General features: G+C 66.5%; 23 protein-coding genes. 10 read left to right on the top strand and 13 right to left on the bottom strand.

Features of this window, described 5'->3' with window-relative positions; genetic code table 11:
- Positions 1 to 2: 2 nt before the first annotated feature.
- Genes IE00_RS07970 through IE00_RS07940 form a run of 6 tightly spaced genes read right to left on the bottom strand, consistent with a single transcriptional unit; the run spans position 3 to position 6,655 of the window.
- On the bottom strand, positions 3 to 815 hold the full coding sequence (locus tag IE00_RS07970; protein WP_240493822.1) for an enoyl-CoA hydratase family protein: 813 nt from the start codon (positions 813 to 815) through the stop codon (positions 3 to 5).
- Positions 812 to 1,246 (bottom strand): MarR family winged helix-turn-helix transcriptional regulator, encoded by a 435-nt coding sequence (locus IE00_RS07965; RefSeq protein WP_072296537.1) that lies wholly within the window; start codon positions 1,244 to 1,246, stop codon positions 812 to 814. Before IE00_RS07965 ends, IE00_RS07970 begins: the two co-directional genes overlap by 4 nt.
- A complete protein-coding gene (locus tag IE00_RS07960; protein WP_072296536.1) occupies positions 1,243 to 1,968 on the bottom strand; it encodes an SDR family NAD(P)-dependent oxidoreductase in 726 nt (241 codons plus the stop codon). Before IE00_RS07960 ends, IE00_RS07965 begins: the two co-directional genes overlap by 4 nt.
- Positions 1,965 to 4,247, bottom strand: a complete 2,283-nt coding sequence (locus IE00_RS07955) for a bifunctional salicylyl-CoA 5-hydroxylase/oxidoreductase (RefSeq protein WP_072296535.1) — start codon at positions 4,245 to 4,247, stop codon at positions 1,965 to 1,967. Before IE00_RS07955 ends, IE00_RS07960 begins: the two co-directional genes overlap by 4 nt.
- 42 nt (positions 4,248 to 4,289) lie before the next feature.
- The gene (locus IE00_RS20850) at positions 4,290 to 5,561 is read right to left on the bottom strand and encodes a DUF4202 family protein (RefSeq protein WP_371328432.1); all 1,272 of its coding nucleotides are present in this window, start codon (positions 5,559 to 5,561) and stop codon (positions 4,290 to 4,292) included.
- A 56-nt stretch (positions 5,562 to 5,617) separates the two neighbouring features.
- Complete coding sequence (locus tag IE00_RS07940) at positions 5,618 to 6,655, bottom strand: FAD-binding oxidoreductase (protein WP_240493821.1); 1,038 nt, start codon at positions 6,653 to 6,655, stop codon at positions 5,618 to 5,620.
- Between the two features lie 30 nt (positions 6,656 to 6,685).
- On the opposite strand from IE00_RS07940, the gene mnmD reads away from it, so the two are divergent.
- On the top strand, positions 6,686 to 7,378 hold the full coding sequence (mnmD, locus tag IE00_RS07935) for a tRNA (5-methylaminomethyl-2-thiouridine)(34)-methyltransferase MnmD (RefSeq protein WP_072296534.1): 693 nt from the start codon (positions 6,686 to 6,688) through the stop codon (positions 7,376 to 7,378).
- Here the strand turns inward: mnmD and IE00_RS07930 are convergent.
- A complete protein-coding gene (locus IE00_RS07930; RefSeq protein WP_072296533.1) occupies positions 7,365 to 8,087 on the bottom strand; it encodes a rhomboid family intramembrane serine protease in 723 nt (240 codons plus the stop codon). The genes mnmD and IE00_RS07930 overlap by 14 nt on opposite strands.
- Before the next feature lie 200 nt (positions 8,088 to 8,287).
- On the opposite strand from IE00_RS07930, the gene IE00_RS07925 reads away from it, so the two are divergent.
- Positions 8,288 to 9,223: an ABC transporter ATP-binding protein gene (locus tag IE00_RS07925; protein WP_072296532.1), complete on the top strand. Its 936-nt coding sequence runs from the start codon at positions 8,288 to 8,290 to the stop codon at positions 9,221 to 9,223.
- A complete protein-coding gene (locus IE00_RS07920) occupies positions 9,220 to 9,990 on the top strand; it encodes an ABC transporter permease (RefSeq protein ID WP_170864105.1) in 771 nt (256 codons plus the stop codon). The genes IE00_RS07925 and IE00_RS07920 overlap by 4 nt, the downstream gene beginning before the upstream one ends.
- Positions 9,991 to 9,994: 4 nt before the next feature.
- Here the strand turns inward: IE00_RS07920 and IE00_RS07915 are convergent, their stop codons facing one another.
- Positions 9,995 to 10,462 carry a hypothetical protein gene (locus IE00_RS07915; protein ID WP_072296531.1) on the bottom strand — a complete coding sequence of 156 codons (468 nt, stop codon included), beginning with the start codon at positions 10,460 to 10,462 and terminating at the stop codon, positions 9,995 to 9,997.
- A gap of 53 nt (positions 10,463 to 10,515) precedes the next feature.
- Entirely contained in the window at positions 10,516 to 10,881 is a 366-nt protein-coding gene (locus IE00_RS07910; protein ID WP_072296530.1) for a hypothetical protein, read from the bottom strand.
- A 126-nt stretch (positions 10,882 to 11,007) separates the two neighbouring features.
- On the opposite strand from IE00_RS07910, the gene rimO reads away from it, so the two are divergent.
- The 3 genes from rimO (at position 11,008) to ettA (ending at position 14,973) form a co-directional block, all read left to right on the top strand.
- Positions 11,008 to 12,384, top strand: a complete 1,377-nt coding sequence (rimO, locus tag IE00_RS07905) for a 30S ribosomal protein S12 methylthiotransferase RimO (protein WP_139291382.1) — start codon at positions 11,008 to 11,010, stop codon at positions 12,382 to 12,384.
- Positions 12,385 to 12,437: 53 nt separating this feature from the next.
- Positions 12,438 to 13,256 (top strand): sulfotransferase, encoded by an 819-nt coding sequence (locus IE00_RS07900; RefSeq protein WP_240493820.1) that lies wholly within the window; start codon positions 12,438 to 12,440, stop codon positions 13,254 to 13,256.
- A gap of 61 nt (positions 13,257 to 13,317) precedes the next feature.
- The gene (gene ettA / locus IE00_RS07895; protein WP_072296529.1) at positions 13,318 to 14,973 is read left to right on the top strand and encodes an energy-dependent translational throttle protein EttA; all 1,656 of its coding nucleotides are present in this window, start codon (positions 13,318 to 13,320) and stop codon (positions 14,971 to 14,973) included.
- A 160-nt stretch (positions 14,974 to 15,133) separates the two neighbouring features.
- Here the strand turns inward: ettA and IE00_RS07890 are convergent, their stop codons facing one another.
- Together IE00_RS07890 and IE00_RS07885 are read right to left on the bottom strand one after the other, a co-directional pair.
- Positions 15,134 to 15,721, bottom strand: coding sequence for an outer membrane protein (locus IE00_RS07890; RefSeq protein WP_072296528.1), 588 nt, complete (start codon positions 15,719 to 15,721; stop codon positions 15,134 to 15,136).
- Between the two features lie 446 nt (positions 15,722 to 16,167).
- The gene (locus tag IE00_RS07885; protein ID WP_072296527.1) at positions 16,168 to 16,497 is read right to left on the bottom strand and encodes an HNH endonuclease; all 330 of its coding nucleotides are present in this window, start codon (positions 16,495 to 16,497) and stop codon (positions 16,168 to 16,170) included.
- A 59-nt stretch (positions 16,498 to 16,556) separates the two neighbouring features.
- On the opposite strand from IE00_RS07885, the gene IE00_RS07880 reads away from it, so the two are divergent.
- Positions 16,557 to 17,189 carry a DsbA family protein gene (locus IE00_RS07880; protein ID WP_072296526.1) on the top strand — a complete coding sequence of 211 codons (633 nt, stop codon included), beginning with the start codon at positions 16,557 to 16,559 and terminating at the stop codon, positions 17,187 to 17,189.
- On the opposite strand, the gene zapE is transcribed toward IE00_RS07880, so the two are convergent.
- Complete coding sequence (zapE, locus tag IE00_RS07875) at positions 17,186 to 18,286, bottom strand: cell division protein ZapE (RefSeq protein WP_072296525.1); 1,101 nt, start codon at positions 18,284 to 18,286, stop codon at positions 17,186 to 17,188. The genes IE00_RS07880 and zapE overlap by 4 nt on opposite strands.
- Positions 18,287 to 18,415: 129 nt before the next feature.
- Here zapE and IE00_RS07870 point away from each other — a divergent pair, with 129 nt between their 5' ends.
- A complete protein-coding gene (locus IE00_RS07870; protein WP_072296524.1) occupies positions 18,416 to 19,042 on the top strand; it encodes a 5'-methylthioadenosine/S-adenosylhomocysteine nucleosidase in 627 nt (208 codons plus the stop codon).
- Between the two features lie 72 nt (positions 19,043 to 19,114).
- On the top strand, positions 19,115 to 20,911 hold the full coding sequence (locus tag IE00_RS07865; protein ID WP_072296523.1) for an ABC transporter transmembrane domain-containing protein: 1,797 nt from the start codon (positions 19,115 to 19,117) through the stop codon (positions 20,909 to 20,911).
- A gap of 6 nt (positions 20,912 to 20,917) precedes the next feature.
- On the opposite strand, the gene IE00_RS07860 is transcribed toward IE00_RS07865, so the two are convergent.
- Positions 20,918 to 21,433: a CAP domain-containing protein gene (locus IE00_RS07860; protein WP_083554171.1), complete on the bottom strand. Its 516-nt coding sequence runs from the start codon at positions 21,431 to 21,433 to the stop codon at positions 20,918 to 20,920.
- A 172-nt stretch (positions 21,434 to 21,605) separates the two neighbouring features.
- Between IE00_RS07860 and lysM the strand changes: the two genes are divergently transcribed.
- Positions 21,606 to 22,109, top strand: coding sequence for a peptidoglycan-binding protein LysM (gene lysM, locus IE00_RS07855; protein WP_072296522.1), 504 nt, complete (start codon positions 21,606 to 21,608; stop codon positions 22,107 to 22,109).
- Positions 22,110 to 22,126 lie beyond the last annotated feature (17 nt).

Here is a 22,126-nt window from a genome sequence, read left to right as displayed (position 1 = left end):
TGTCAGTTGCCTTCGAAGACCGGCGTCTCCTTGGCGACGAAGGCATGATAGGCGCGATCGAAATCGCGGGTCTTCATGCAGATGGCCTGCGCCTGCGCCTCGGCCTCGATCGCCTGGTCCAGACCCATGTTCCATTCCTGGTTCAGCTGGGTCTTGGTGATGCCATGCGCCCAGACCGGCCCGTCGGCGATCTGCCGCGCCAATGCCATCGCCGCGCTTTCCACATCGTCATGCAGGCTGTTCCATAACCCCCAGCGCTCGCCTTCCTCGGCGCGCAGGACGCGGCCGGTATAGAGCAGTTCCGCCGCCCGCCCTTGTCCGACGATGCGCGGCAGCATCGCGCAGGCGCCCATGTCGCAACCGGCCAAGCCGACCTTGGTGAACAGGAAGGCCGCCTTGGCCGATGGCGCGGCCAGCCGCAGATCCGATGCCATCGCCATGATGGCACCTGCGCCGACGCAGATCCCCTCGACGGCGGCGATCACGGGCTTGTTGCAATGAATCATCGCCTTGACTAACTCGCCGGTCATGCGGGTAAAGGCCAACAGCTCGGGCATCTCCATGCCGACCAGCGGGCCGATGATCTCGTGCACGTCGCCGCCCGAACAGAAATTGCCGCCATTGCTGGCAATCACCACGACGTCCACGTCATCGGCATGGGCCAGATCGCGGAAATGGGCGGCCAGTTCGGCATAGCTGTCGAAGGTCAGCGGGTTCTTGCGCTCGGGGCGGTTCAGGCGGATCACGCCGATGCGGTCGGTCACCTGCCACAGGAAATGCCGCGGGCTGCGGTCGGCCATGGTTACAGGGGTCATGGGGTTCCTCCGGCGCGGGACAGGATCGCGCGCATGCTGTCCAGATCGGCCTGGTCCAGATTGGCCAGAATGGCATCGACCTCGGCCTCGTGGCCCTTGGCCATGGTTTCGAAGGCGGCCAGGCCCTCGGGGGTCAGGCGGACGCGGATGCGGCGGCGGTCGCCATCCTCGGCCTCGCGCCGGGCCATGCCGTCGGCCTCCAGCCGGTCCACAACCGCAGTCGCATTCCCGTTCGAGACCAGCAGCATCCGCGACAGCTCCGACATCGTGACCCCATCACGGCACCGCCACAGCGCCGCCATCACGTCGAAACGCGGCAGGGTCGTGGCATGTTCGCGCCGCAGGTAATCGCGCAGCCGGTTTTCCGCCCCGCGCGTGACCGCCAGCATGCGGATCCAGGTCTTCAGGCGCTGCTTGGACAGATCGCTCATGGGCCTTCGCCGCCGTCGATGGTGATGGCTTGGCCGTTCATCGCGCCCGACCCCTCCAGTGCCAGCCACAAGGCCGCCGCCGTCACGTCAGAGGGCGGGATCAGCTTGCCCTGCGGGTTGCGTCCCGCGATGCCCGCGATGGCCGCCGCGCGGTCGCGCCCGGTCTTGGCCATGACATTCTCGATGCTGCGCTGCGTCATCTCGGTATCCAGGTATCCGGGGCAGACGGCGTTGACGGTGATCTCCTTGCGGGCGACCTCTTGCGCCAGGGACCGCACCAGCCCCATCACCCCGTGCTTGCTGGCGGCATAGGGCGCGGCATAGGCGGCCCCGCGCAGACCCGCGATGGAGCAGATGGCGATCAGCCGCCCCCCCGGTCCCATCTGCGCCAATCCCTGCTGAAAGGTCAGGAAGACACCCGTCAGGTTGACCGCGATGATCCGGTTCCAGTGATCCATGCTGACCTTGCCAAAGGGCGCCGCCTCGGCGATGCCCGCATTGGCGATGACGATCTGGCAGGGACCGGCGGCGGCGAAGACCTGGGCCACCTGATCGGGGTCGCTGACATCGCCCGCGACGGCGCGGATGCGCCCCCCTGCGACGCGGTCCAGTTTCGCGCGGTCGCGGCCGGTGATGACGACGTCATGGCCGCGTTCGGCAAAGGCGCGGGCCATGTCGGCGCCCGTGCCGCTGCCGCCGCCGGTGATCAGGACGGTGCTCATGCGCGGATCTCCTCGGATTGTTTCTGGGCAAGGCGGCGGGCCTGATCGCCGCCCGCCAGATAGGGGAGTGGCCATGCCGTCCCGTTATCGCCAAGCGCCGTCGCCGCATGCAGCGTCCAATAGGGATCGGCCAGATGCGGGCGCGCCAGGCAGACCAGATCGGCCCGCCCCGCCATCAGGATCGAGTTCGCCTGATCGGCCTCGGTGATGTTGCCGACGGCCATGGTGGCGATGCCTGCCTGGTTGCGGATGCGGTCGGAAAACGGCGTCTGGAACATCCGGCCATAGACGGGCCTGGCCTCGGGCGTCGTCTGTCCCGCCGACACGTCGATGATGTCGGCCCCCGCGTCATGGAAGGCGCGGGCGATGGCCACCGCATCGTCCGGGGTGATGCCGTCACCGGTCCAGTCCGTGGCCGAGATGCGCACCGCCAGCGGCTTGTCCTGCGGCCATGCGGCGCGCATCGCGGCCAGCACCTGCAAGGGCCATCGCAGACGGTTTTCCAAGCTGCCGCCATAATCGTCGGTCCGCCGGTTCGACACCGGCGACAGAAAGCTGCTGACCAGATAGCCATGCGCCGCGTGCAGTTCGATCATGTCGAAGCCTGCCGCATCGGCCATGTGGGTGGCGTCGACGAATTGAGCGCAGACCGTGTCCATATCCGCCCGCGTCATTTCACGCGGGCTGGCATTGCCGTCGGACCACGGCAGTGCCGAGGCTGATAGCAGCGGCCAGTTGCCATCCGGCAGGGGCTTGTCCATCCCTTCCCACCCGATGCGGGTGCTGCCCTTGCGGCCGGCATGGCCGATCTGGCAGCAGATTTTCGCCTCGGTCTCGGCATGGACGAAATCGACGATGCGGCTCCAGGCCGCCTGGTGTTCGGGCGCGTAAAGACCGGGGCAGCCCGGCGTGATGCGGCCATCGGCGCTGACGCAGGTCATCTCGGTATAGACCAGCCCCGCGCCGCCCTTGGCGCGTTCGCCGTAATGGACCAGATGCCAGTCGGTCGGGCAGCCGTCCTGCGCCTTGTATTGCGCCATGGGGGACACGACGATGCGGTTCTTCAGCGTCATGTCGCGCAGGCGGAAGGGGGCGAACATCGGCGCGCGGCCGGGCTGGCCGCCGGCCTGCTGCTGAAACCAATCCTCGGCCCGGCGCACCCAGTCGGGGTCGCGCAGGCGCAGGTTTTCGTGGCTGATGCGCTGGCTGCGGGTCAGCAGGGAATAGGTGAACTGGATCGGGTGCAGGTCGAAGTAACGCTCGACCTCCTCGAACCATTCCAGGCTGTTGCGGGCGGCCGATTGCAGGCGCAGCACCTCGACCCGGCGTTCGTCCTGATAGCGCTGGAAGGCGGCTTCCAGGGTCGCTTCGCTGTGCAGGTAATCGGCCAGCGCGATGGCGCTGTCCAGGGCCAGCCGCGTGCCCGACCCGATCGAGAAATGCCCCGTCGCCGCCGCATCGCCCATCAGCACCACGTTTTCATGATACCAGCGGTCGCAGATGACGCGCGGGAAATTCATCCAGACCGCCGAGCCGCGCAGATGTTCGGCATTCGACATCAGCTTGTGCCCGCCCAGATGGTCGGCAAAGACGGCGCGGCAGGTTTCGACAATGTCTTCCTTGGTCATGGATTCGAACCCGAAGCCGTCCCAGGTGTCCTGGCTGCATTCCACGATGAAGGTCGCCGTCTGGGCGTCGAAGGAATAGACATGCGCCCACATCCAGCCATGGGGCGTCTTTTCGAAGATGAAGGTGAAGGCGTCGTCGAATTTCTGATGCGTGCCCAGCCAGATGAACTTGCACAGGCGCATGTCGATATCGGGCCGGAAGGTGTCGGCATATTCGGCCCGCACCCGGCTGTTCAGCCCATCGGCGGCCACCACCAGATCGTAATCGCGGCGATAGCTTTCGGCAGGGCCGAATTCGGTCTGGAACTGCATGGTGACACCCAGATCGCGCGCCCGGTCCTGCAGCAGGGTCAGCAGCATCTTGCGCCCGATCCCGGCAAAGCCGTGGCCGCCCGACACGTCGCGCCGTCCGTCGCGGATGACGGCGATGTCGTCCCAATAGATGAAGTTGTCGCGGATCGCCTTGGCCGAGGGCGGGTCGTTGCGTTCCATCCGCGCCAGCGCATCATCCGACAAGACCACGCCCCACCCGAAGGTGTCGTTGGCGCGGTTGCGTTCCAGCACCGTCACGTCATGGGACGGATCGCGCAGCTTCATCGAGATCGCGAAGTACAGGCCCGCAGGCCCGCCACCCAGACACAGGATCTTCATCGGATGCCACCTCCTGCAAGGAAAGCTGGCATGGGTCCGATTTTATTTCAAGCTTGAAATTTCGTCACGGATCGACCGGGCGATCATCGCGGGCGTTTCGGGCGCCAGGCCGATCGGATCAAGGCGCGGGCCGGCAAAGCCCGCCTGATCCAGTGCCTCGGGCAGGTCCTGGGTCACATGCTCGGCCCGCAGCGCGAACAGCGGCAGGCTGACGGCGCGGTCCAGGCCGCGGGCGGCATCGGCCAAGAAGGGTTCCTGTTCGACGAAGCCCGTCACCACGCGGGCGAAATGCGGGGCCAGCATGTTGGCCAGCGCGGTGGTGATGTCAAAGCTGGCCTGCGAGCGTTGCGACCCATGTGCCGACAGCAGCAGCGTCGTCTCGGCCAGGTCCCAGCCCTGCGCCTTCGCGGCCTGCGCCACCTTTTCCACGATCAGCGCGGGCAGGCCGGGATCGGTGCCGAAGGGGCGCATGATATGGGCACCGGGCGCACCGGCGGCGGTCAGGCGGCGGGGCAGTTCGATCCCGGTGAACCAGCCCTCGGCCATGAACATCGGATAGATGACGCAATCGCTGGTGGCAGTCCTGGCCAGCGCCTCGGGCATGGCCAGGGTCGCGCCCATCACCTGCAGGCCGGGCAGATGGGCCGCGACCGCCGCTGCCAGATCCTCGATCGCCTGCTGCTGGGGGGCGGGGTCGCCGGGCTGGCCGTGGGACACGATGACGGCCCGCGACAGGGTCCGCGCCGCATCCGCCTGACGGAACAGTTCGGCGAAGGCGGGGGGCATCTGGAATTCCCGCAAGGCGCGGGCGCGCGCGTCGGCGGACATCTTGCGGGCGGTCTTCTCGATGATGCGGGGCATCTTTTCATCGGGCTGCTCGGCCATGAAATCGCCCAGATACCAGCGGATGAAGGTAAAGCAGATCACGTCCTCCAGCGCCTGCACCTGGGGGTCGCGCTTGATGCCCTGCTTGGTCAGCATCCTGCGCGCGCGGTCGATGTCCTCGGCGTCATAGCCCGCATCGGCCATGATCCCCGCGATGCGTTCGGCATGGCGACGGCCCTGTTCCTGGCGCCATTTCAGGTATCCGGGCCGCCCCATCGGATAGCTGCTGCGCGGCAGGGTCCAGCGTTCGATATGCTGGCCGCGGCACGCGATGCGCAGCACATCGTCGGCATCGGGGAACAGCCGCTGCTGTTCCGCCGTCATCCGCTGACCGTAAAGCAGGTTGGCGGGGGTGCCGTCTTCGGACGCGGGGTCATGGGCATTGGCGGCGTCGATGGCGGTGAAGGCGTGATCAAGGCGGGTGGTCATGCGCGGCTCCGGATGATTTGGGGCAGTGTGGCGTGGTCGGGATGGGGGCGCAAGGCTCAGGGCAGGGCGACCAGATCGGGCAGGTCGGTCCGCCCCTCCAGCACCACCTGGGCGGCCATGCGGGCGATGACGGGGGCCATGCCGAAGCCGATCTTGAAGCCGCCATTCACGATCAGATGGCCGGGGCGGTCGGGCCAGGGGGCAAGGACGGGCGCGCGGCTGCGGGCGCGGGGCCTGATGCCCGACCAGCGTTCCAGCACCGGCGCATCGGCCAGCACCGGGCACAGCGCGCGGGCGCGCAGCAGCAGGTCGTCGATCTGGTGATCGACACGGTCGTGGTCGAAGACGTTTTCCGAAGTCGACCCCACCGCCACCGTCCCGTCGAAATGCGGCGTCACATACATGCCGTTGTCAAAGACCTGCGGGCTGTCCGGGGCGGCATGGGCCAGGCTGGCCGACTGGCCCTTGACCCCCTGGCCGATCCTGCGGCCAAGCGCGTCGTTCAGATCCAGCAGGCCCTGCGTCCCGGTGGCCCAGATCATCTGCGGTGCATCCGCAGGGGCGGGGCGGCCCATTACGATCTCTCCGCCCCGCGCGGTGATGGCCGCGGCCAATGCGGCAAGGGCCGCGCGCGGATGGATGCGGGCCGTCATCCGGTCCATCAGCCAGATCCCCGACGGGCTGTGGGGGACGATGTCGGCATCGGGGTCGCGGGTCAGGACCATCCCCATGTCGGCGGGCCAGTTCCGTCGTGCGCCGTCGATGCGGTCGGCCAGCCGGTCGGCCGTCGCCTGGTCGGGCACCGGTTGCAGGCGTCCGGTGCGGCCATAGCCCGAGGGCAGGCCGGACAGATCCTCGATCTCGGCCCAGAAACCGGGGGCGGCCAGCAGGCTGTCCAGCTGCATCGCCTTTTTGGGGTTCCAGCCGTCGGGGGCATGGGGGGCCAGCGCGCCCACCTGGCCACCCGATGGCCCGGCGCCCACCCGGTCGCGTTCGTGAACCCGGACCCGCGCGCCGCGCCGGGTCAGTTCCCATGCGACGGCCAGCCCGAAGATGCCCGCCCCCGCCACGTGGATCACGCCGTCCCTTGCCAAATCCGCATCCTTTCCCGAAAGCTGCCCTGCATGATCGATCTAGACCACCAGACGCCCGAAGGCGACCCGCAGCTGGACTGGCGGGACGGGACCATCCCCGTCTCGACCCGGTTCGACGACCCCTATTTCAGCCTGGCCGGGGGGCTGGCGGAAACGCGGCATGTCTTTCTGGCGGGCAACGACCTGCCCGCGCGGCTGGTGGCGGGGTTTCACGTGGCCGAACTGGGCTTTGGCACAGGGCTGAACCTGCTGGCGCTGGCGCAGATCGCCGCCCAGCCCATCCGCATGACCAGCTTCGAGGCCTATCCCATGGGCGTGGCCCAGCTGGAACAGGCCCATGCCGCCTTTCCCGAACTGGCGGACCTGGCCGCGCAGCTGCGGTCCGGGTGGGGCAGCCCGCAGATCCGGGTGGGGCAGGTCACGCTGGATCTGGTCCTGGGGGATGTGGCCGACACGTTGCCCGCATGGCAGGGACGGGCCGATGCGTGGTTCCTGGACGGCTTTTCCCCCGCCAAGAACCCGCAGATGTGGGATAATGCGATCATGGCGCAGGTGGGGCTGCATACGGCACCGGGCGGCAGCTTTGCCACCTATACCGCCGCGGGCCATGTCCGTCGCGCGCTGGGCCGGGCGGGCTTCCAGGTGAACCGCCAGCCCGGTTTCGGCAGCAAGCGCCACATGAGCGTGGGCCGCATGCCGGACCGCGACATCAGCGGCGCGTGACGCGGGGGATGCGGGTGTAATGGGATTGCGGATGGGGTGGCCGGCCATGGGTACGCGCCCAGAACCGCGGGCCGCCGCGCCGCAGGAACAACGGCAGCGCCAGGACGCCGCCCGCCAGAAATCCGCCCGCATGGGCCCAATAGGCGACGCCCCCGCCGGACCCGTCCACGGTGAAACCGCCCAGCATCTGCAGCGCGAACCACAGGCCCAGCATCACCCAGGCCGGCAGCGTGAAGACCTTGAAGAAGATGATGAAGATCACCAGGATATCCACCCGCGCACGGGGGAACATCAACAGGTATCCCCCCAGCACCCCCGCGATCGCGCCCGACGCGCCGACCATCGGGATATCCGACAAGGGCGCCGCCGCGATCTGGGCCCCGGCCGCCACCAGCCCCGCCAGCAGATAGAAGCCCAGAAACCGCACGCGGCCCATCTGTTCTTCCAGATTGTCGCCGAAGATCCACAAGAACAGCATGTTTCCCGCCAGATGCATCAGGCCCGCATGCAGGAACATGTGGGTCAGCAGGCCATAGATCAGCTGGTCATGGGTGATGGCGACGGGATAAAGCGCCAGATAGGCCCAGATCGTCGATCCCGTTTCGCTGCCGGGCCATGTCAGGACGTACATCGCGATATTGATCGCGATCAGCGCCCAGGTCACGACCGGACGGACCGAGGAGGGATTGTGGTCCCGGATGGGAAACATCGGCGCGATCCTTGGTTGGGTTGGCCCGACAGTGGACGGCCCGCGCTGCCGCCGCAAGCCGGGTTCCGCAAGGCCTGCCCCGTGGCCAAACAGCCGCCATCCCGGCCCCGATCCCGCGGCGGTCTGGCAAAACGGCCCCCGAATGCCTATCTGCGGCCCGGGCCCATGCGACCCGTCTGCACAAAACTGGAGAATGGCGCATGAGCGCGATCATAGAAATCGACCATCTGTCGAAGCAATATGACAGTGGCACCAAGGCGCTGGACGACGTGTCCCTGTCCATCGAGGAAGGCGAGATCATCGCCCTTCTGGGCCCGAACGGCGCGGGCAAGACGACGCTGATCTCGATCATCTGCGGGCTTGTGGTGCCCACGGGCGGGTCGGTCAGAGTCGGCGGCCACGACATCCGCACCGACTGGCGCGCCGCGCGCAAGATGATCGGCCTGGTGCCGCAGGAAATCGCGCTGGAGCCTTTTGAAAAGGTCATCAACTGCGTCCGCTTCACCCGCCGCCTTTACGGCATGCCCCCCGACGACGCCTATCTGGAACGCATCCTGCGGGCCCTGTCGCTGTGGGACAAGCGCGATGCGGCCACGCGCGAATTGTCGGGCGGCATGAAGCGCCGCGTGCTGATCGCCAAGGCCCTGTCCCACAACCCCAAGGTGCTGTTCCTGGACGAACCGACCGCAGGCGTCGACGTCGCGCTGCGCCGCGAGATGTGGGAGGTGGTGGGCGATCTGCGCCGCGAGGGCGTGACCATCATCCTGACCACCCATTACCTGGAAGAGGCCGAGGAAATGGCCGACCGCATCGGCGTCATCGCCAAGGGCCAGCTGCTGCTGGTCAAGCCCACCGCCCAGCTGATGGGCGAGTTCGGCCGCAAGACCCTGACCATCGAACTGGACGCGCCCTTGACCGGCATTCCTGCCGACATGGCCGATCCCAACCTGACGCTTTCCGCGGATGGTCGCCAGCTGGCCTTCGACTATGACACCAAGGCCGAACGCACCGGGATCGCCCGGCTGCTGGGGCAACTGGCCGCGCGCGACATCACCGTGCGCGACGTGTCCACCCGCCAATCCAGCCTGGAAGAGGTCTTCATCTCGCTGGTCAACGAATCGGAGGATGCGGCATGAGCATGGTCAACTGGCACGGCGTCTGGTCCATCTTCCACCACGAGATGATGCGCTTTTTCCGCACCATCTGGCAGTCGCTGGCATCGCCGGTGGTGTCGACGGTTCTGTATTTCGTGGTCTTCGGCGCGGCCATCGGCGGGCGCATCCAATCGGTCGAGGGCGTGCCCTATGGCGCCTTCATCGTGCCCGGCCTGATGATGCTGACGGTGCTGCAGCAGGCGGTCAGCAATGCCAGCTTCGGCATCTATTTCCCGAAATTCAGCGGCACGATCTATGAATACCTGGTCTCGCCCGTGGGCTGGATCGAGGTGACGTTGGGTTTTGTCGGCGCGGCCGCGGCCAAGGCGATCCTGATCGCGCTGGTGATCCTGCTGACCAGCTTTGCCTTCGTGGGCGTCCATATCCTGCACCCGTTCTGGATGATCGCGTTCCTGCTGCTCAGCGCGGTGGGCTTCAGCCTGCTGGGCTTCATCATCGGGCTGTGGGCCAAGAGCTTTGAGCAGCTGCAGATAGTGCCGATGATGGTCATCATGCCGCTGGTCTTTCTGGGCGGTGCCTTCTACTCGGCCAGCATGCTGCCACCCTTCTGGGGGGCCGTGGCCAAGCTGAACCCGGTGCTCTACCTGATCTCGGGGTTCCGTTGGGCCTTCTTCGGGCTTGCCGACGTGCCGGTGGGCGCGTCGCTGGTCGCGGTGGGGCTGATGGTGATCGTCTGTCTGGCGGTGATCCGCTGGATCTTTGCCACCGGCTGGCGCCTGCGCGAATAAGGGATCAGCGTTTCCGCAGGCTGTCGCAGATGCGGGCCTGCGGATCCAGCCGGACATAGTCCTGGGCGCTGATCTTCTGCATCTCCATCGACCGGTTCCAGCCGCCGAACCAGCGGTCGCGGATGCCGCCGCGATAAAAATTCCCCATGATCTGATCGACATAGGGCGGGATGATCTGGGTGCCCTTGATGCGCGGCGCGTGAAAGCCGATCGTCGCGCCGGGGCCCAGGCAGGCGCGCGGCAGGGTCGTCAGCATGGTGCAGGCCGACCGGCAATAACCGCGGATGCGGATGGTCTTGCCGGTCGCGTCCAGCTGGTTGCGGGTCTGGACCATCTGCAGCACGTTGCCGCCCCGGTCGTTCACGACATCGATGAACTGGCCCCGATGGGTGATCTCGGCATGGCCCGCCACCGGCAGGGCGGGGGGCAGCAGGGTCGTCAGGGCAAGGATCGCGGCGCGGGTGATGTTCATGCGCCCATGTTGCGCGACGGGCGTGCCAAGGGAAATCACGTTCCGGCGAAGCCTTACCTGATGCGCAGGGTCGCGCTGTCGCCCGCGCCCTTGTCCGAGGTGAAGCGCAGCTGATCGCCGTCGCGCACGACCAGCTGGCAGTTGCGCGGCCAGCTGCGGCTGCCCCAGGCCAGCGTCCGGCAGAACCAGCCACTGTCCCATGTCCAGTCGCCGCGGACATCGGACCCAAAGGCGCTGCCGCCGATGCGGCCGTCCGGCGTCACCACCAGCGTCACGCCGATGGTGGTCAGCCGGCGCTGATCGACAAGCGACAGGAATGCGTCGCGGCTGGTGATCCGTTCGGCCAGGGCGGGACCCGACAGCAGCGCGGTCAGGATCGCGGCAAGGCGCAGGGTATGGCGGGGCAGGGTGGGTCGCATGGGTCGGCACCTTCAACAAGACATCCCGTGATGTCGGCAGACACGTGCAGGAACGGCGAAAGTTGCAGGTCAGTTTCCCGCATGCGCCGTCTTTTCCCGCGCCCCCGAATCGCCTATATGCTGCCGATGCAAACAAATCCGCCCGATCTTCGCCCCGACCTTGCCCGTGCCCGCATCCCCGATGACCGTCCCGGTGATCGGCGCGACGGACAGCCGACCATCGGCATGGTCAGCCTTGGCTGCCCCAAGGCGCTGGTCGACAGCGAACGCATCCTGACCCGCCTGCGGGCCGAAGGGTACGCCATCAGCGCCGATTACCAGGGCGCGGATGCGGTGATCGTCAACACCTGCGGCTTTCTGGACAGCGCCAAGGCCGAAAGCCTGGATGCCATCGGCGAGGCGCTGGCCGAAAACGGCCGCGTCATCGTCACCGGTTGCCTGGGGGCGGAACCCGAATACATCACCGGCGCCCATCCCAAGGTGCTGGCCGTCACGGGGCCGCATCAATACGAACTGGTGCTGGATGCCGTCCACAAGGCCGTACCGCCGCAGCCCGATCCCTTCATCGACCTGCTGCCGGCCAGCGGGGTCAGCCTGACGCCGCGCCATTACAGCTATCTGAAGATCTCGGAAGGCTGCAATCACAAGTGCAAGTTCTGCATCATTCCCGACATGCGCGGCCGCCTGGTCAGCCGTCCCGCCCATGCCGTGGTGCGCGAGGCCGAAAAGCTGGTCGAGGCGGGGGTCAAGGAACTGTTGGTCATCAGCCAGGACACCAGCGCCTATGGCCTGGACCGCCGGCATGACACCGAACGCGGGCATCGCGCCCACATCACCGATCTGGCGCGCGACCTGGGGTCGCTTGGGGCCTGGGTGCGGCTGCATTACGTCTATCCCTATCCGCATGTGCGCGACCTGATCCCGCTGATGGCGGACGGGCTGATCCTGCCTTACATGGACATCCCCTTTCAGCATGCCCACCCGGATGTTCTGCGCCGCATGGCCCGCCCCGCGGCGGGCGCCAGGACGCTGGATGAAATCGCCGCATGGCGTGCGATCTGTCCCGACATCACCCTGCGTTCGACCTTCATCGTGGGTTACCCGGGCGAAACCGAGGCCGAGTTCCAGACACTGCTGGACTGGCTGGACGAGGCGCAGCTGGACCGGGTCGGGGCGTTCCAATACGAAAACGTCAAGGGCGCGCGGGCCAACGACCTGCCCGACCATGTCGACCCGCAGGTCAAGCAGGAGCGTTTCGAACGCTTCATGGAAAAGGCCCAGGCCATCAGCGCCGCCAAGCTGGCCGCCAAGGTCGGCACGCGGATCGAGGTGATCGTGGACAGCATCGACCAGGACGGCGCCACCTGCCGGACCAAGGCCGATGCGCCCGAGATCGACGGCAATCTTTTCATCGACGAAGGGTTTGACCACCTGAAGCCCGGTGATATCGTTCCCGTGACGGTGGACGAGGCCAGCGATTACGATCTGTGGGGGCATGTGTGAACCTGGATGCGCAGCTTGACTGGGACCCTCAAGGGAAACCTCGCAAGCCGCGCGTGATCGGCATCGGTGCCCAGAAGGCGGGCACCAGCTGGCTGTCGGAAATGCTGGCCCAGCACCCCAAGATCTGGACCCCGCCCTTCAAGGAGGTCCAGTTCTTCAACCACCGCTTCGTGCCCGAACATCGTCAATGGCTGCCCTGGCATTACCGCCGCAGCAAGGAAAACCTGATCAACAGGCATCTGGCGCGCAACCAGCCCATCGATCCGGATATGGGCAAATACCTGAAACGCGTCACCACCGGCGAGATGTTCACCGAGAAATGGTATCGCGCCATCTTTGCGCCTGCGCCCAAGGGCACGCGCCCCATCGACATCACGCCCGAATATTCGACCCTGCCCGACGAGGGCGTCGATTTCATGGCCGAATTCCTGCCCAATGCCCAGTTCATCTATATCCTGCGCCACCCTGTCGACCGGGCGGTGTCGCAGCTGAAGATGAACCTGCGGCGCGCGGGCCGCGATCCCGCCAGCCTGTCCGACTGGATGCGCGAGATCGAGGACCCCGTTCTGATGGATCGGGGCGATTACGCGGCCTATCTGCCGCGCTGGCAGGCGCGCTTTGGTCCCGACCGGCTGCTGGTGCTGCCCTTTGGCCGGATCGCCCGCGATCCCGAAGGGCTGCTGCGCCGGGTCGAGGCGTTCCTGGGGCTGCCCCCCGCCCCCTACAAGGGGTTGCACAAGAAGGTCTTCGCCTCGCCCGACGGCTTTGCGGTCCCCCCCGAGGCGCGCGCCGCGCTGCGCGACAAGCTGCAGCCGCAGTTCGATTTCCTCGAGGCGTCCATGGATGCGGACTTTCTTGCCGACATGCGCTGACCTTTCACCGGTCGGCATTTTCGCCTAAACAGCCCCATAACCTTTTCCAGGAGAATTCCCCATGGCGGCCTATCAGTTCGTCTATCACATGGACGGTGTGTCCAAGACCTATCCCGGCGGCAAGAAGGTCTTCGAGAACATCCGTCTGAACTTCCTTCCCGGCGTCAAGATCGGCGTCGTCGGCGTCAACGGCGCGGGCAAGTCCACCCTGCTGCGCGTGATGGCGGGTTGGGACAAGGATTTCACCGGCGAGGCCTGGGCCGCCAAGGGCGCGACCGTGGGTTACCTGCCGCAGGAACCGCAGCTGGACGAATCGCTGGACGTGCGGGGCAACGTCATGCTGGGCGTGGCGGCGAAAAAGGCGATCCTGGACCGCTATAACGACCTGGCGATGAACTACTCGGACGAGACCGCCGAGGAGATGGCCGCGTTGCAGGACCAGATCGACGCGGAAAACCTGTGGGACCTGGACAGCCAGATCGACGTGGCGATGGAGGCCCTGCGCTGCCCGCCCGACGACGCGGATGTCACGACCCTGTCGGGCGGCGAAAAGCGCCGCGTCGCGCTGTGCAAGCTGTTGCTTGAGGCGCCCGACATGCTGCTCTTGGATGAACCGACCAACCACCTGGACGCGGAAACCATCGCTTGGCTGCAAAAGCACCTGATCGAATACAAGGGCACGATCCTGACCGTGACCCACGACCGCTATTTCCTGGACGACATCACCAGCTGGATCCTGGAACTGGATCGCGGCCGCGGCATCCCCTATGAGGGCAACTATTCCGCCTGGCTGGAACAGAAGGCCAAGCGTCTGGAGCAGGAGAGCCGCGAGGACAAGTCCAAGCAGAAGGTGCTGGAGCGCGAACTGGAATGGATCCGCGCCGGCGCCAAGGCGCGCCAAGCGAAATCCAAGGCCCGGATCAACGCCTATAACGAACTGGCCGGCCAGTCCGAACGCGACAAGCTGACCCGCGCCCAGATCATCATCCCGAACGGCGAACGCCTGGGCGGCAAGGTGATCGAGGTCGAGGGCCTGAAGAAGGCCATGGGCGACAAGCTGCTGATCGAGAACCTGGATTTCGGCCTGCCGCCCGGCGGCATCGTCGGCGTCATCGGCCCGAACGGCGCGGGCAAGTCGACGCTGTTCCGCATGCTGACCGGCAACGAACAGCCCGACGAAGGCACGATCACCTGGGGCGACACGGTGCATCTGTCCTATGTCGACCAGTCCCGCGACGCGCTGTCGGACACCAAGACCGTCTGGGAGGAGATCAGCGGCGGGGCCGAGCAGATCCAGCTGGGCGACGCGCAGATGAACAGCCGCGCCTATGCCAGCGCCTTCAACTTCAAGGGCGGCGATCAGCAGAAGAAGGTCGGCCAGCTGTCGGGCGGTGAACGCAACCGCGTCCACATGGCCAAGCTGCTGAAATCGGGCGGCAACGTGCTGCTGCTGGACGAACCGACCAACGACCTGGACGTGGAAACGCTGCAGGCGCTGGAAGCGGCGCTGGACGATTTCGCAGGCTGCGCGGTCATCATCAGCCACGACCGCTTCTTCCTGGACCGTCTGTGCACGCATATCCTGGCCTTCGAGGGCGATGCCCATGTCGAATGGTTCGAAGGCAATTTCCAGGCCTATGAAGAAGACAAGATCCGCCGCCTTGGCCCGGATTCGGTCGAACCCAAGCGCGTGAAATACAAGAAATTCACCCGCTGATCCGATCCCGGATCGGGGTGACATGGGGCTGCCGCTTGTCGGCAGCCCTTTTTCATGGGCACGGCAGGTTCGTGCAGACCATGGCCGCGGCCATGAAAAAAGCCGCCCCGAAGGGCGGCTTTCGCGTCAGGCCGGGACCGCCGAAGCGGCCCGTTCCCGATCAGAAGTGATAGGACGCGCGGACCTGCACCATGTCGGTGTCCAGGTCCAGGCCGTCGACGTTGTCGACATCGCTGAAGTCCTGCTTGGTGTACTCGGCGCCGACGGTGAACATCTCGGTGACCTTGTAGTCGGCACCGATGCCATAGGTGACGTCGGTTTCCGACAGATCGTCATCGCCCGAGATATGCGCGGCGCCCAGGGTGACGTAGGGCAGGAAGCGGCCCAGGTCATAGCCGGCACGTGCGCGCAGACGGGTCAGGTCGGCATCGCCGCCATCGTTGTCCAGATCGACCTTGTTGTAGTCGAGTTCGCCACCCAGGACGTACTTGCCGAAATCGTGGTTGTAACCACCGTGCACACCGTAGGCGTCGAAATCGGTATCGGCTTCTTCACCGTCGAACGAGACGGTGGCTTCGCCCTGGCCGTACTGCAGACCAGCATAGAAACCGGACCAGTCCGAAGCGTCCATCGTCACGACGGGGGCGACTTCGACGGGGGCTGCCTCGACGACGGGGGCGGTATAGCCGCCTGCGTTGGTTGCGCCAGCTGCGATCAGGGATGCAATAGCTGCGGTAACGAATTTCATGATAGTCTCCAAACTCTCGTTGTGAGGCTGATCTAGTCCCCTCATCTGGCGGATTGAAGATCGCCCCGCCGGGCGTTGGCCGGGGCCGTGTCGCAGGCGCAACCACGACGATGTGATGGACCCGTGATCGTCAAATGCCTTTACGTCAGCTTTTCGGCATGCCGCAGGGCGACAGCGCCCTTGGCGGTGCGGGGGTCGCTGCGATGCAGGGCGCGATGAATCATCAAAAAGCAGCCCATTTCCCAAAGAATCCGCCTGTTCCGATCCTTCGCTTGCCTGTCGCGGGCAGGATGCCGAAGGACGCTCCGCCATGCTCACGCCCTTGGGAAAGCGCTTGAGATGCATGGCGAAAACCGGGGATGCGGGCGGCGGATGGCGCATTTTCCTGCCGGAATGTGACAGGGCAAGACTTGCACTTGCTGCAAATCGAGAGACGCGATCGCGGGTCAGCGCACCTTGCCGGTAAAGCCCGGAGGGCGCCTGACGATCCACTCCAGAAAGCGCGCCATGTCGGGATGGGCGCGCAGGGCCGCGACAGTGTTCAGGTTCCGCGCCAGTTCGGTTTCCTTGAAGGTCTTGTGGATGGTCTTGTGGCAGATGTGGTGCAGCAGCACGGTTTCACCGCGCTTGCCGCCGCGCAGCTTGGGGATCAGGTGATGGCGGCTTTGCGGGACATCGGAGGGAATGGGGCGGTCGCAGAGGGGACAGATCGGGTCCGGGGTCCGCGTCTCTGACGCCAACGTGACATCGGCGGGATCAGGGCGTGGTTTACGCATGCGACGACCTTCGGTTAGCTGGTCCCCATATGATCCCGCCCTCCGCGAAAGGACAACCCATGCTGACCCGCCGCCTGATCCTGGCCAGCGCCGGTGCCACTGCCGCCCTTGGCGTGCTGCCGGCCGCCGCCGCCGCCGAACGCGACAATCCCATGCCCGAGGATCTGCGCAAATCGCTGGAACGCGATCCGACCGCACCCGTCCTGGGCAATGGCGACGGCAACATCACCCTGTCCGAGTTCTTCGACTATAACTGTCCCTATTGCCGCAAGATGGTGCCGCTGATGTCGCAGCTGGTGCGCGAGGATCCGCAGCTGCGGCTGGTGCATCGCGAATGGCCCGTCTTCGGCGCGGATTCGGAATTCGCCGCCAAGGCGTCGCTGGCGTCGTTGAAGCAGGGCAAATACTGGCAGCTTCACGCCGCGCTGATGACCATGGAGGGTCGCGCCGAGGAGGCCAGCGTCATGCGGATCGCCCGGCAGGTCGGTCTGGACGAGGCCCGCCTGCGCGAGGACATGCAGGGCCCGGACCCCGAACGCCATGTCACCATGAGCTTCCTTCTGGGCGATCACATGGGCCTGCGCGGCACGCCCAGCTTCATCTGCGGCGATGAGGTCGTCTTCGGCGAGATGGACCTCCAGGAATTGCGCGACCTGGTGGCCCGCGGGCGCCAGACCCTGGGCGTCGTCTAGCGCGCGCCCCAGGCCGCGTCCTGCATTTCACGAAGGCGGCTGGCGGTGCGTTCAAACTCGAAGCTGCCCTCGCCTTCGTTATACAGCTGTTCGGGTTCGTCGGCGGCGCTGGCGATCAGGCGGACCTTGGCCTCATAAAGGGCATCGACCAGCGTGACAAAGCGCTTGGCCTCGTTGTAGTTCGACCCCGACAGGCGCGGCACGCCGTCCATCAGCAGCACGTCGACCGCCCGCGCCACGGCCAGGTAATCGGCGGGTCCGAGCGGCTTGTCGCACAGATCCCAGAAGCTGGCCCGCGCCACGCGGCCCGCATGGGCGGGCAGTTCGACCTGGCGGCCCTTGACCTCGATCCGCAGGGGTTCGGGGGTGGCATCGCCCGTCAGATCCGCCCAGATGGCGTCCAGGCTGGTACGGGCCTGCGCATTGGCAGGCGTGAACCAGACCTGCCCCCCGGCGCTGCGGTTCTGGCGGTAATCGGTCTTGCTGTCCAGGCAGGTGACCTGCATGCGTTCGCGGATCAGGTCGATGAAAGGCAGGAACAGCTGGCGGTTCAGCCCGTGCTTGTACAGATCCTCGGGGATGCGGTTCGATGTGGTGACGACGACGACGCCCTGTTCGAACAGCACCTGGAACAGGCGCCCCACGATCATCGCATCGGCGATGTCAGTGATCTGCATTTCATCGAAGCACAGCAGCCGCACCTGCGCGGCGACCTGCATGGCGACGGGGCGGACGGTGTCCTGATCGCCGCGCTTGCGGGCCTCGTCCAGTCCGGCCTGGATTTCCTGCATGAATTCGTGGAAATGCACGCGCCGATGGGGGATGTCGCCTGCGGCCTCGGCCATCAGATCCATCAGCATCGACTTGCCGCGCCCGACGCCACCCCACAGATACAGCCCCTTGACCGCCGGGGCAGGGGCCGCGTTGCCCACGCCCAGAAAGGCCCGCCATGTCGAGCGTTTGGGGGCTGTCTGGGGGGCTTCGGCCATCTCGGCCAGCACGCGGTCCATCTGGGGCAGGACAGCTTCCTGCGCAGGATCGGGCCGCAGCACCCCTTCGGTCACGCGTTGGCGGTAAAGATCGCTGACCTGGCCCATGCTTGTTCCCTTCCTGACGGCCAAAGACCTGCCACAGGGGCGGCGGCGCCCGCAAGGGGCCATCGCGCTTGACCGGATGGCGGGGGGCGGGCAAACCCGAAGGGAAATCCCTTGCAGGTGCGACCGCCCATGATCCGACCCGATACGCTTGCCGATCTGCCCGTGCTGTTCGTGATGGCGGCGCGCCCCGAATACGGCCCCGCCCTGCAGGCCCGCATCACGCCCCTGATGACCGGCATCGGCCCGGTCGAGGCCGCGGTGCAATTGACCGCCGCATTGGCGGGAATGGCCGAAAAGCCGCGGCTGGTCGTGTCCCTGGGGTCGGCGGGATCGGCGCGGCTGGCGCAGACGCAGGTCTATCAGGTGGGGTCGGTGGCCTATCGCGACATGGATGCCTCGGCGCTTGGGTTCGAGCGTGGCTGCACGCCGCTGCTGGATCTGCCCGCCGTGGTCGATCTGCCGCACCGCATCCCGGGCATCCCCGTGGCCAGCCTGGCCACCGGCGCCAGCATCGTCAGCGGCGCGGGCTATGGCGGCATCGTCCAGGACATGGTCGACATGGAAACCTTTGCCATCCTGCGCGTCTGCCAGCATTTCGACCTGCCCCTGATCGGGCTGCGCGGCATTTCCGACGGGGCCGAGGATCTGCGCGGCCTGTCGGACTGGACGCAATACCTGGAGATCATCGACGGCAGGCTGGCAGAGGCCATCGACGCGCTGGAAGGCGCGCTGGCCCGTGGCGACATCCGGGTATGACGAAGCGTCCGCTTGTCCTTTGACGGCACCCGCCCTACACCGAAATCCCCGCAAGACAGGCAGGAACAGGCAATGAGACGCGGCGCAAGCACCACCGAAGACCGCCCCACCAGCAGGAAGGTGGGCGCGCTTGGCGCGTTGTGGCCCTTTGTGCGACCCTATCGGCTGCAGGTGGTGCTGGCGCTGCTGGCCTTGGCCTGCACATCCGGGATCAGCCTGATCCTGCCCCTGGCCGTGCGACGGGTCGTGGATAATTTCGACGATGGCGCGGGCCTGCTGGACACATATTTCGGGGCGGCGCTGATCATCGTGGCGCTGCTGGCCCTGGGGACGGCGGCGCGCTATTTCTTCGTCACGCGGCTTGGCGAACGGGTCGTGGCCGATATCCGCAAGGCCGTCTATGGCCGCGTGATCACCCTGTCGCCTGCCTTCTTCGAACGCGTCATGACCGGGGAAATCCTGTCGCGCATCACCACCGACACCACGCTGATCCAGTCGGTCGTCGGATCGTCGCTGTCGATCGCGCTGCGCAACATGCTGATCCTGGTGGGGGGAATGGCGCTCCTGGCCTGGACGTCGCTGAAGCTGACGGCGCTGGTCCTGCTGATCGTGCCGGCGATCCTGATCCCGATCATCGTGCTGGGCCGCCGGCTGCGCGCGCTGTCTCGGGCCAACCAGGACTGGATCGCCGTATCATCCGGCACCGCGTCCGAGACGCTGCTGGCCGCGCAGACGGTCCAGGCCTATACCCACGAGGCGCGCAGCATCGCCCGTTTCGACACCGTCACCGAACAAAGCTTCGACGTCGCGCTGACCCGCATACGCACCCGCGCGATCATGACAGCCATCGTCATCTTCCTGATCTTTGCTGGTGTCATCGGCGTCCTGTGGATCGGCGCACGCGACGTGCGCGAAGGGGTGATGACGGCGGGGCAGTTGGTGCAGTTCGTGATCTATGCGATCCTTGTGGCCAGCTCGACCGGGGCCCTGTCGGAAATCTGGGGCGAATTGCAGCGCGCCGCCGGGGCGACCGAACGCCTGGCCGAACTGCTGTCGGCCGATGACGCGCTGAAGGACCCGGCGCATCCGGTGGCCATCCCCCGGCCCCTGCGTGGAGAGATCGCGTTGCAGGGCGTCAGCTTCCGCTTTCCGACCCGCCCCGACGCGCCCGCGCTGGACGGCATCGACCTGACCATCCGCCCCGGCGAGACCGTGGCGCTGGTCGGCCCTTCGGGGGCGGGCAAGACGACGGTGATCCAGCTGATCCAGCGTTTCTGGGACCCGGTGCAGGGTCGCGTGACGCTGGACGGGGTGGATCTGCGCGACATGACCCGCACCGATTTCCGTGAACAGATGGCGCTGGTGCCGCAGGACCCGGTGATCTTTGCGGCCTCGGCAGCAGACAACATCCGTTTGGGCAAGCCCGACGCCTCGGACGCGCAGGTGATCGCGGCGGCGAAGGCGGCCCATGCCCATGACTTCATCGTGGGGCTGCCGCAGGGCTATGACACCCCGCTTGGGGAACGCGGCGTGATGCTGTCGGGCGGCCAGCGCCAGCGGGTGGCGATCGCCCGCGCCATCCTGCGCGACGCCCCCGTGCTGCTGCTGGACGAGGCGACCAGCGCGCTGGACGCGGAATCGGAATCGCTGGTCCAGACCGCCGTGAACCGCCTGGCCGAAGGGCGCACCACCATCGTCGTGGCCCACCGCCTGGCCACCGTCAAGAAGGCCGACCGCATCATCGTGCTGGACCAGGGCCGCATCGTGGCGCAGGGCACGCATGAGGACCTGGTGGCGCAGGGCGGGCTTTATGCGCGGCTGGCGCGGATGCAGTTCACCGATGGTCCGCAGGCCAGCGATGCGGCCTGAGGCGCGCTATTTCTCGGCCGCATAGACGGCGGCCCAGTATTGCGTCCGGCCATCGGCGCCGATCGCGCGCCCGATGCCGAAATCCTTCACCTGCGGGATCAGGATATTGGCCCGATGGCCGGGCGAGTTCTGCCACTCGGTCAGCACGCGCGTGGTGTCGAAGGGGCCGGCGGCGATGTTTTCGGCGGTGATGCGGGTGTCATAACCGCGGGCCTTGACCCTTGCGCCCGGCCCCGATGTCGAGGACCCCTGATGGGACATCTGACCGCGACGGGCCATGTCGCAGGCGTGTCCGGCCGCAACCTGCGCCAGCAGGCTGTTGGCCCGCACCGGGGACAGGCCGGCGGCAACGCGCGCGCGGTTCGTGGCGGCGGCGCCGGTGGCGTTCAGCGCGCTGTCGGTGCCCTTGCAGCTGACGGCGCCGGAGGCGGCATCATCGCCCGAAGGCGGCGTGCCCTGGGTGCAGGCGACAAGCGCCAGGGCGGAAATCGGGGCGATCAGACGGGTCAGTTTCAAGGGCATGGGCTTTTCTTTCACTGTGGCGGCAGGCTTCTGAACCAGATTGCAAGGCACAATCAACGGTTGCAACCGTGCAGGATCGGCGGTTTTTTTCCGAGGGTTTTGCATCCGGATCGATAAAATTGCGTTAAGTGTTTGGGCCGAAAGGCCCATCAACCATGCAAGAGGTGACAGAATGGCTTTGTGGGAATTCGTGAAAGACGCCGGCAAATCGGTGTTCGGCAAGGCCGAGGCCGCGACGCCTCCCGCGCCCAAGGAGGCCAAACCCGCAGATTCGGCCCCCAAGGCCGCCGTGCCGTCGGAGACCGACCGCAAGGTCGCGGCGCTCAAGGATGAGCTGCGCGCCCTGGGCATGGATGGCAGCGACGTCCATCTGCGCCTGCGCGGCGATACGGTCGTGCTGGAAACCAGGGAAGCCACCCGCGAGCAGATGGAAAAGCTGATCCTGGCGGTCGGCAACATCGAAGGCATCGCCAATGTCGAGGCCGACCTGCCCGAGGCCGAGAACCCGCCCGTCTTCCACACCGTCAAGAAGGGCGAGACGCTGTCGGGCATCGCCAAGCAGCATCTTGGTGACGCCAACCAGTACAACGCCATCTTCGACGCCAACCGCCCGATGCTGAGCGACCCCGACAAGATCTATCCCGGGCAGGTCCTGCGCATCCCCGCGAAGGGCTGAGGCCCGCCCCGTCGGGC

Source organism: Paracoccus sp. SM22M-07 (assembly GCF_001887735.1).
In the GTDB taxonomy this organism is placed as follows: domain Bacteria; phylum Pseudomonadota; class Alphaproteobacteria; order Rhodobacterales; family Rhodobacteraceae; genus Paracoccus.
The sequence above is the reverse complement of the archived record's forward strand: the minus strand, read 5'-3'. Positions and strand labels throughout refer to the sequence as shown.

Coding starts and splice junctions, on each gene's coding strand:
- IE00_RS07970 (WP_240493822.1), bottom strand. CDS start 815: ATGACCCCTGTAACCATGGCCGACCGCAGCCCGCGGCATTTCCTGTGG.
- IE00_RS07965 (WP_072296537.1), bottom strand. CDS start 1,246: ATGAGCGATCTGTCCAAGCAGCGCCTGAAGACCTGGATCCGCATGCTG.
- IE00_RS07960 (WP_072296536.1), bottom strand. CDS start 1,968: ATGAGCACCGTCCTGATCACCGGCGGCGGCAGCGGCACGGGCGCCGAC.
- IE00_RS07955 (WP_072296535.1), bottom strand. CDS start 4,247: ATGAAGATCCTGTGTCTGGGTGGCGGGCCTGCGGGCCTGTACTTCGCG.
- IE00_RS20850 (WP_371328432.1), bottom strand. CDS start 5,561: ATGACCACCCGCCTTGATCACGCCTTCACCGCCATCGACGCCGCCAAT.
- mnmD (WP_072296534.1), top strand. CDS start 6,686: ATGATCGATCTAGACCACCAGACGCCCGAAGGCGACCCGCAGCTGGAC.
- IE00_RS07930 (WP_072296533.1), bottom strand. CDS start 8,087: ATGTTTCCCATCCGGGACCACAATCCCTCCTCGGTCCGTCCGGTCGTG.
- IE00_RS07925 (WP_072296532.1), top strand. CDS start 8,288: ATGAGCGCGATCATAGAAATCGACCATCTGTCGAAGCAATATGACAGT.
- IE00_RS07920 (WP_170864105.1), top strand. CDS start 9,220: ATGAGCATGGTCAACTGGCACGGCGTCTGGTCCATCTTCCACCACGAG.
- IE00_RS07915 (WP_072296531.1), bottom strand. CDS start 10,462: ATGAACATCACCCGCGCCGCGATCCTTGCCCTGACGACCCTGCTGCCC.
- IE00_RS07910 (WP_072296530.1), bottom strand. CDS start 10,881: ATGCGACCCACCCTGCCCCGCCATACCCTGCGCCTTGCCGCGATCCTG.
- rimO (WP_139291382.1), top strand. CDS start 11,008: ATGCAAACAAATCCGCCCGATCTTCGCCCCGACCTTGCCCGTGCCCGC.
- ettA (WP_072296529.1), top strand. CDS start 13,318: ATGGCGGCCTATCAGTTCGTCTATCACATGGACGGTGTGTCCAAGACC.
- IE00_RS07890 (WP_072296528.1), bottom strand. CDS start 15,721: ATGAAATTCGTTACCGCAGCTATTGCATCCCTGATCGCAGCTGGCGCA.
- IE00_RS07885 (WP_072296527.1), bottom strand. CDS start 16,497: ATGCGTAAACCACGCCCTGATCCCGCCGATGTCACGTTGGCGTCAGAG.
- IE00_RS07880 (WP_072296526.1), top strand. CDS start 16,557: ATGCTGACCCGCCGCCTGATCCTGGCCAGCGCCGGTGCCACTGCCGCC.
- zapE (WP_072296525.1), bottom strand. CDS start 18,286: ATGGGCCAGGTCAGCGATCTTTACCGCCAACGCGTGACCGAAGGGGTG.
- IE00_RS07870 (WP_072296524.1), top strand. CDS start 18,416: ATGATCCGACCCGATACGCTTGCCGATCTGCCCGTGCTGTTCGTGATG.
- IE00_RS07865 (WP_072296523.1), top strand. CDS start 19,115: ATGAGACGCGGCGCAAGCACCACCGAAGACCGCCCCACCAGCAGGAAG.
- IE00_RS07860 (WP_083554171.1), bottom strand. CDS start 21,433: ATGCCCTTGAAACTGACCCGTCTGATCGCCCCGATTTCCGCCCTGGCG.
- lysM (WP_072296522.1), top strand. CDS start 21,606: ATGGCTTTGTGGGAATTCGTGAAAGACGCCGGCAAATCGGTGTTCGGC.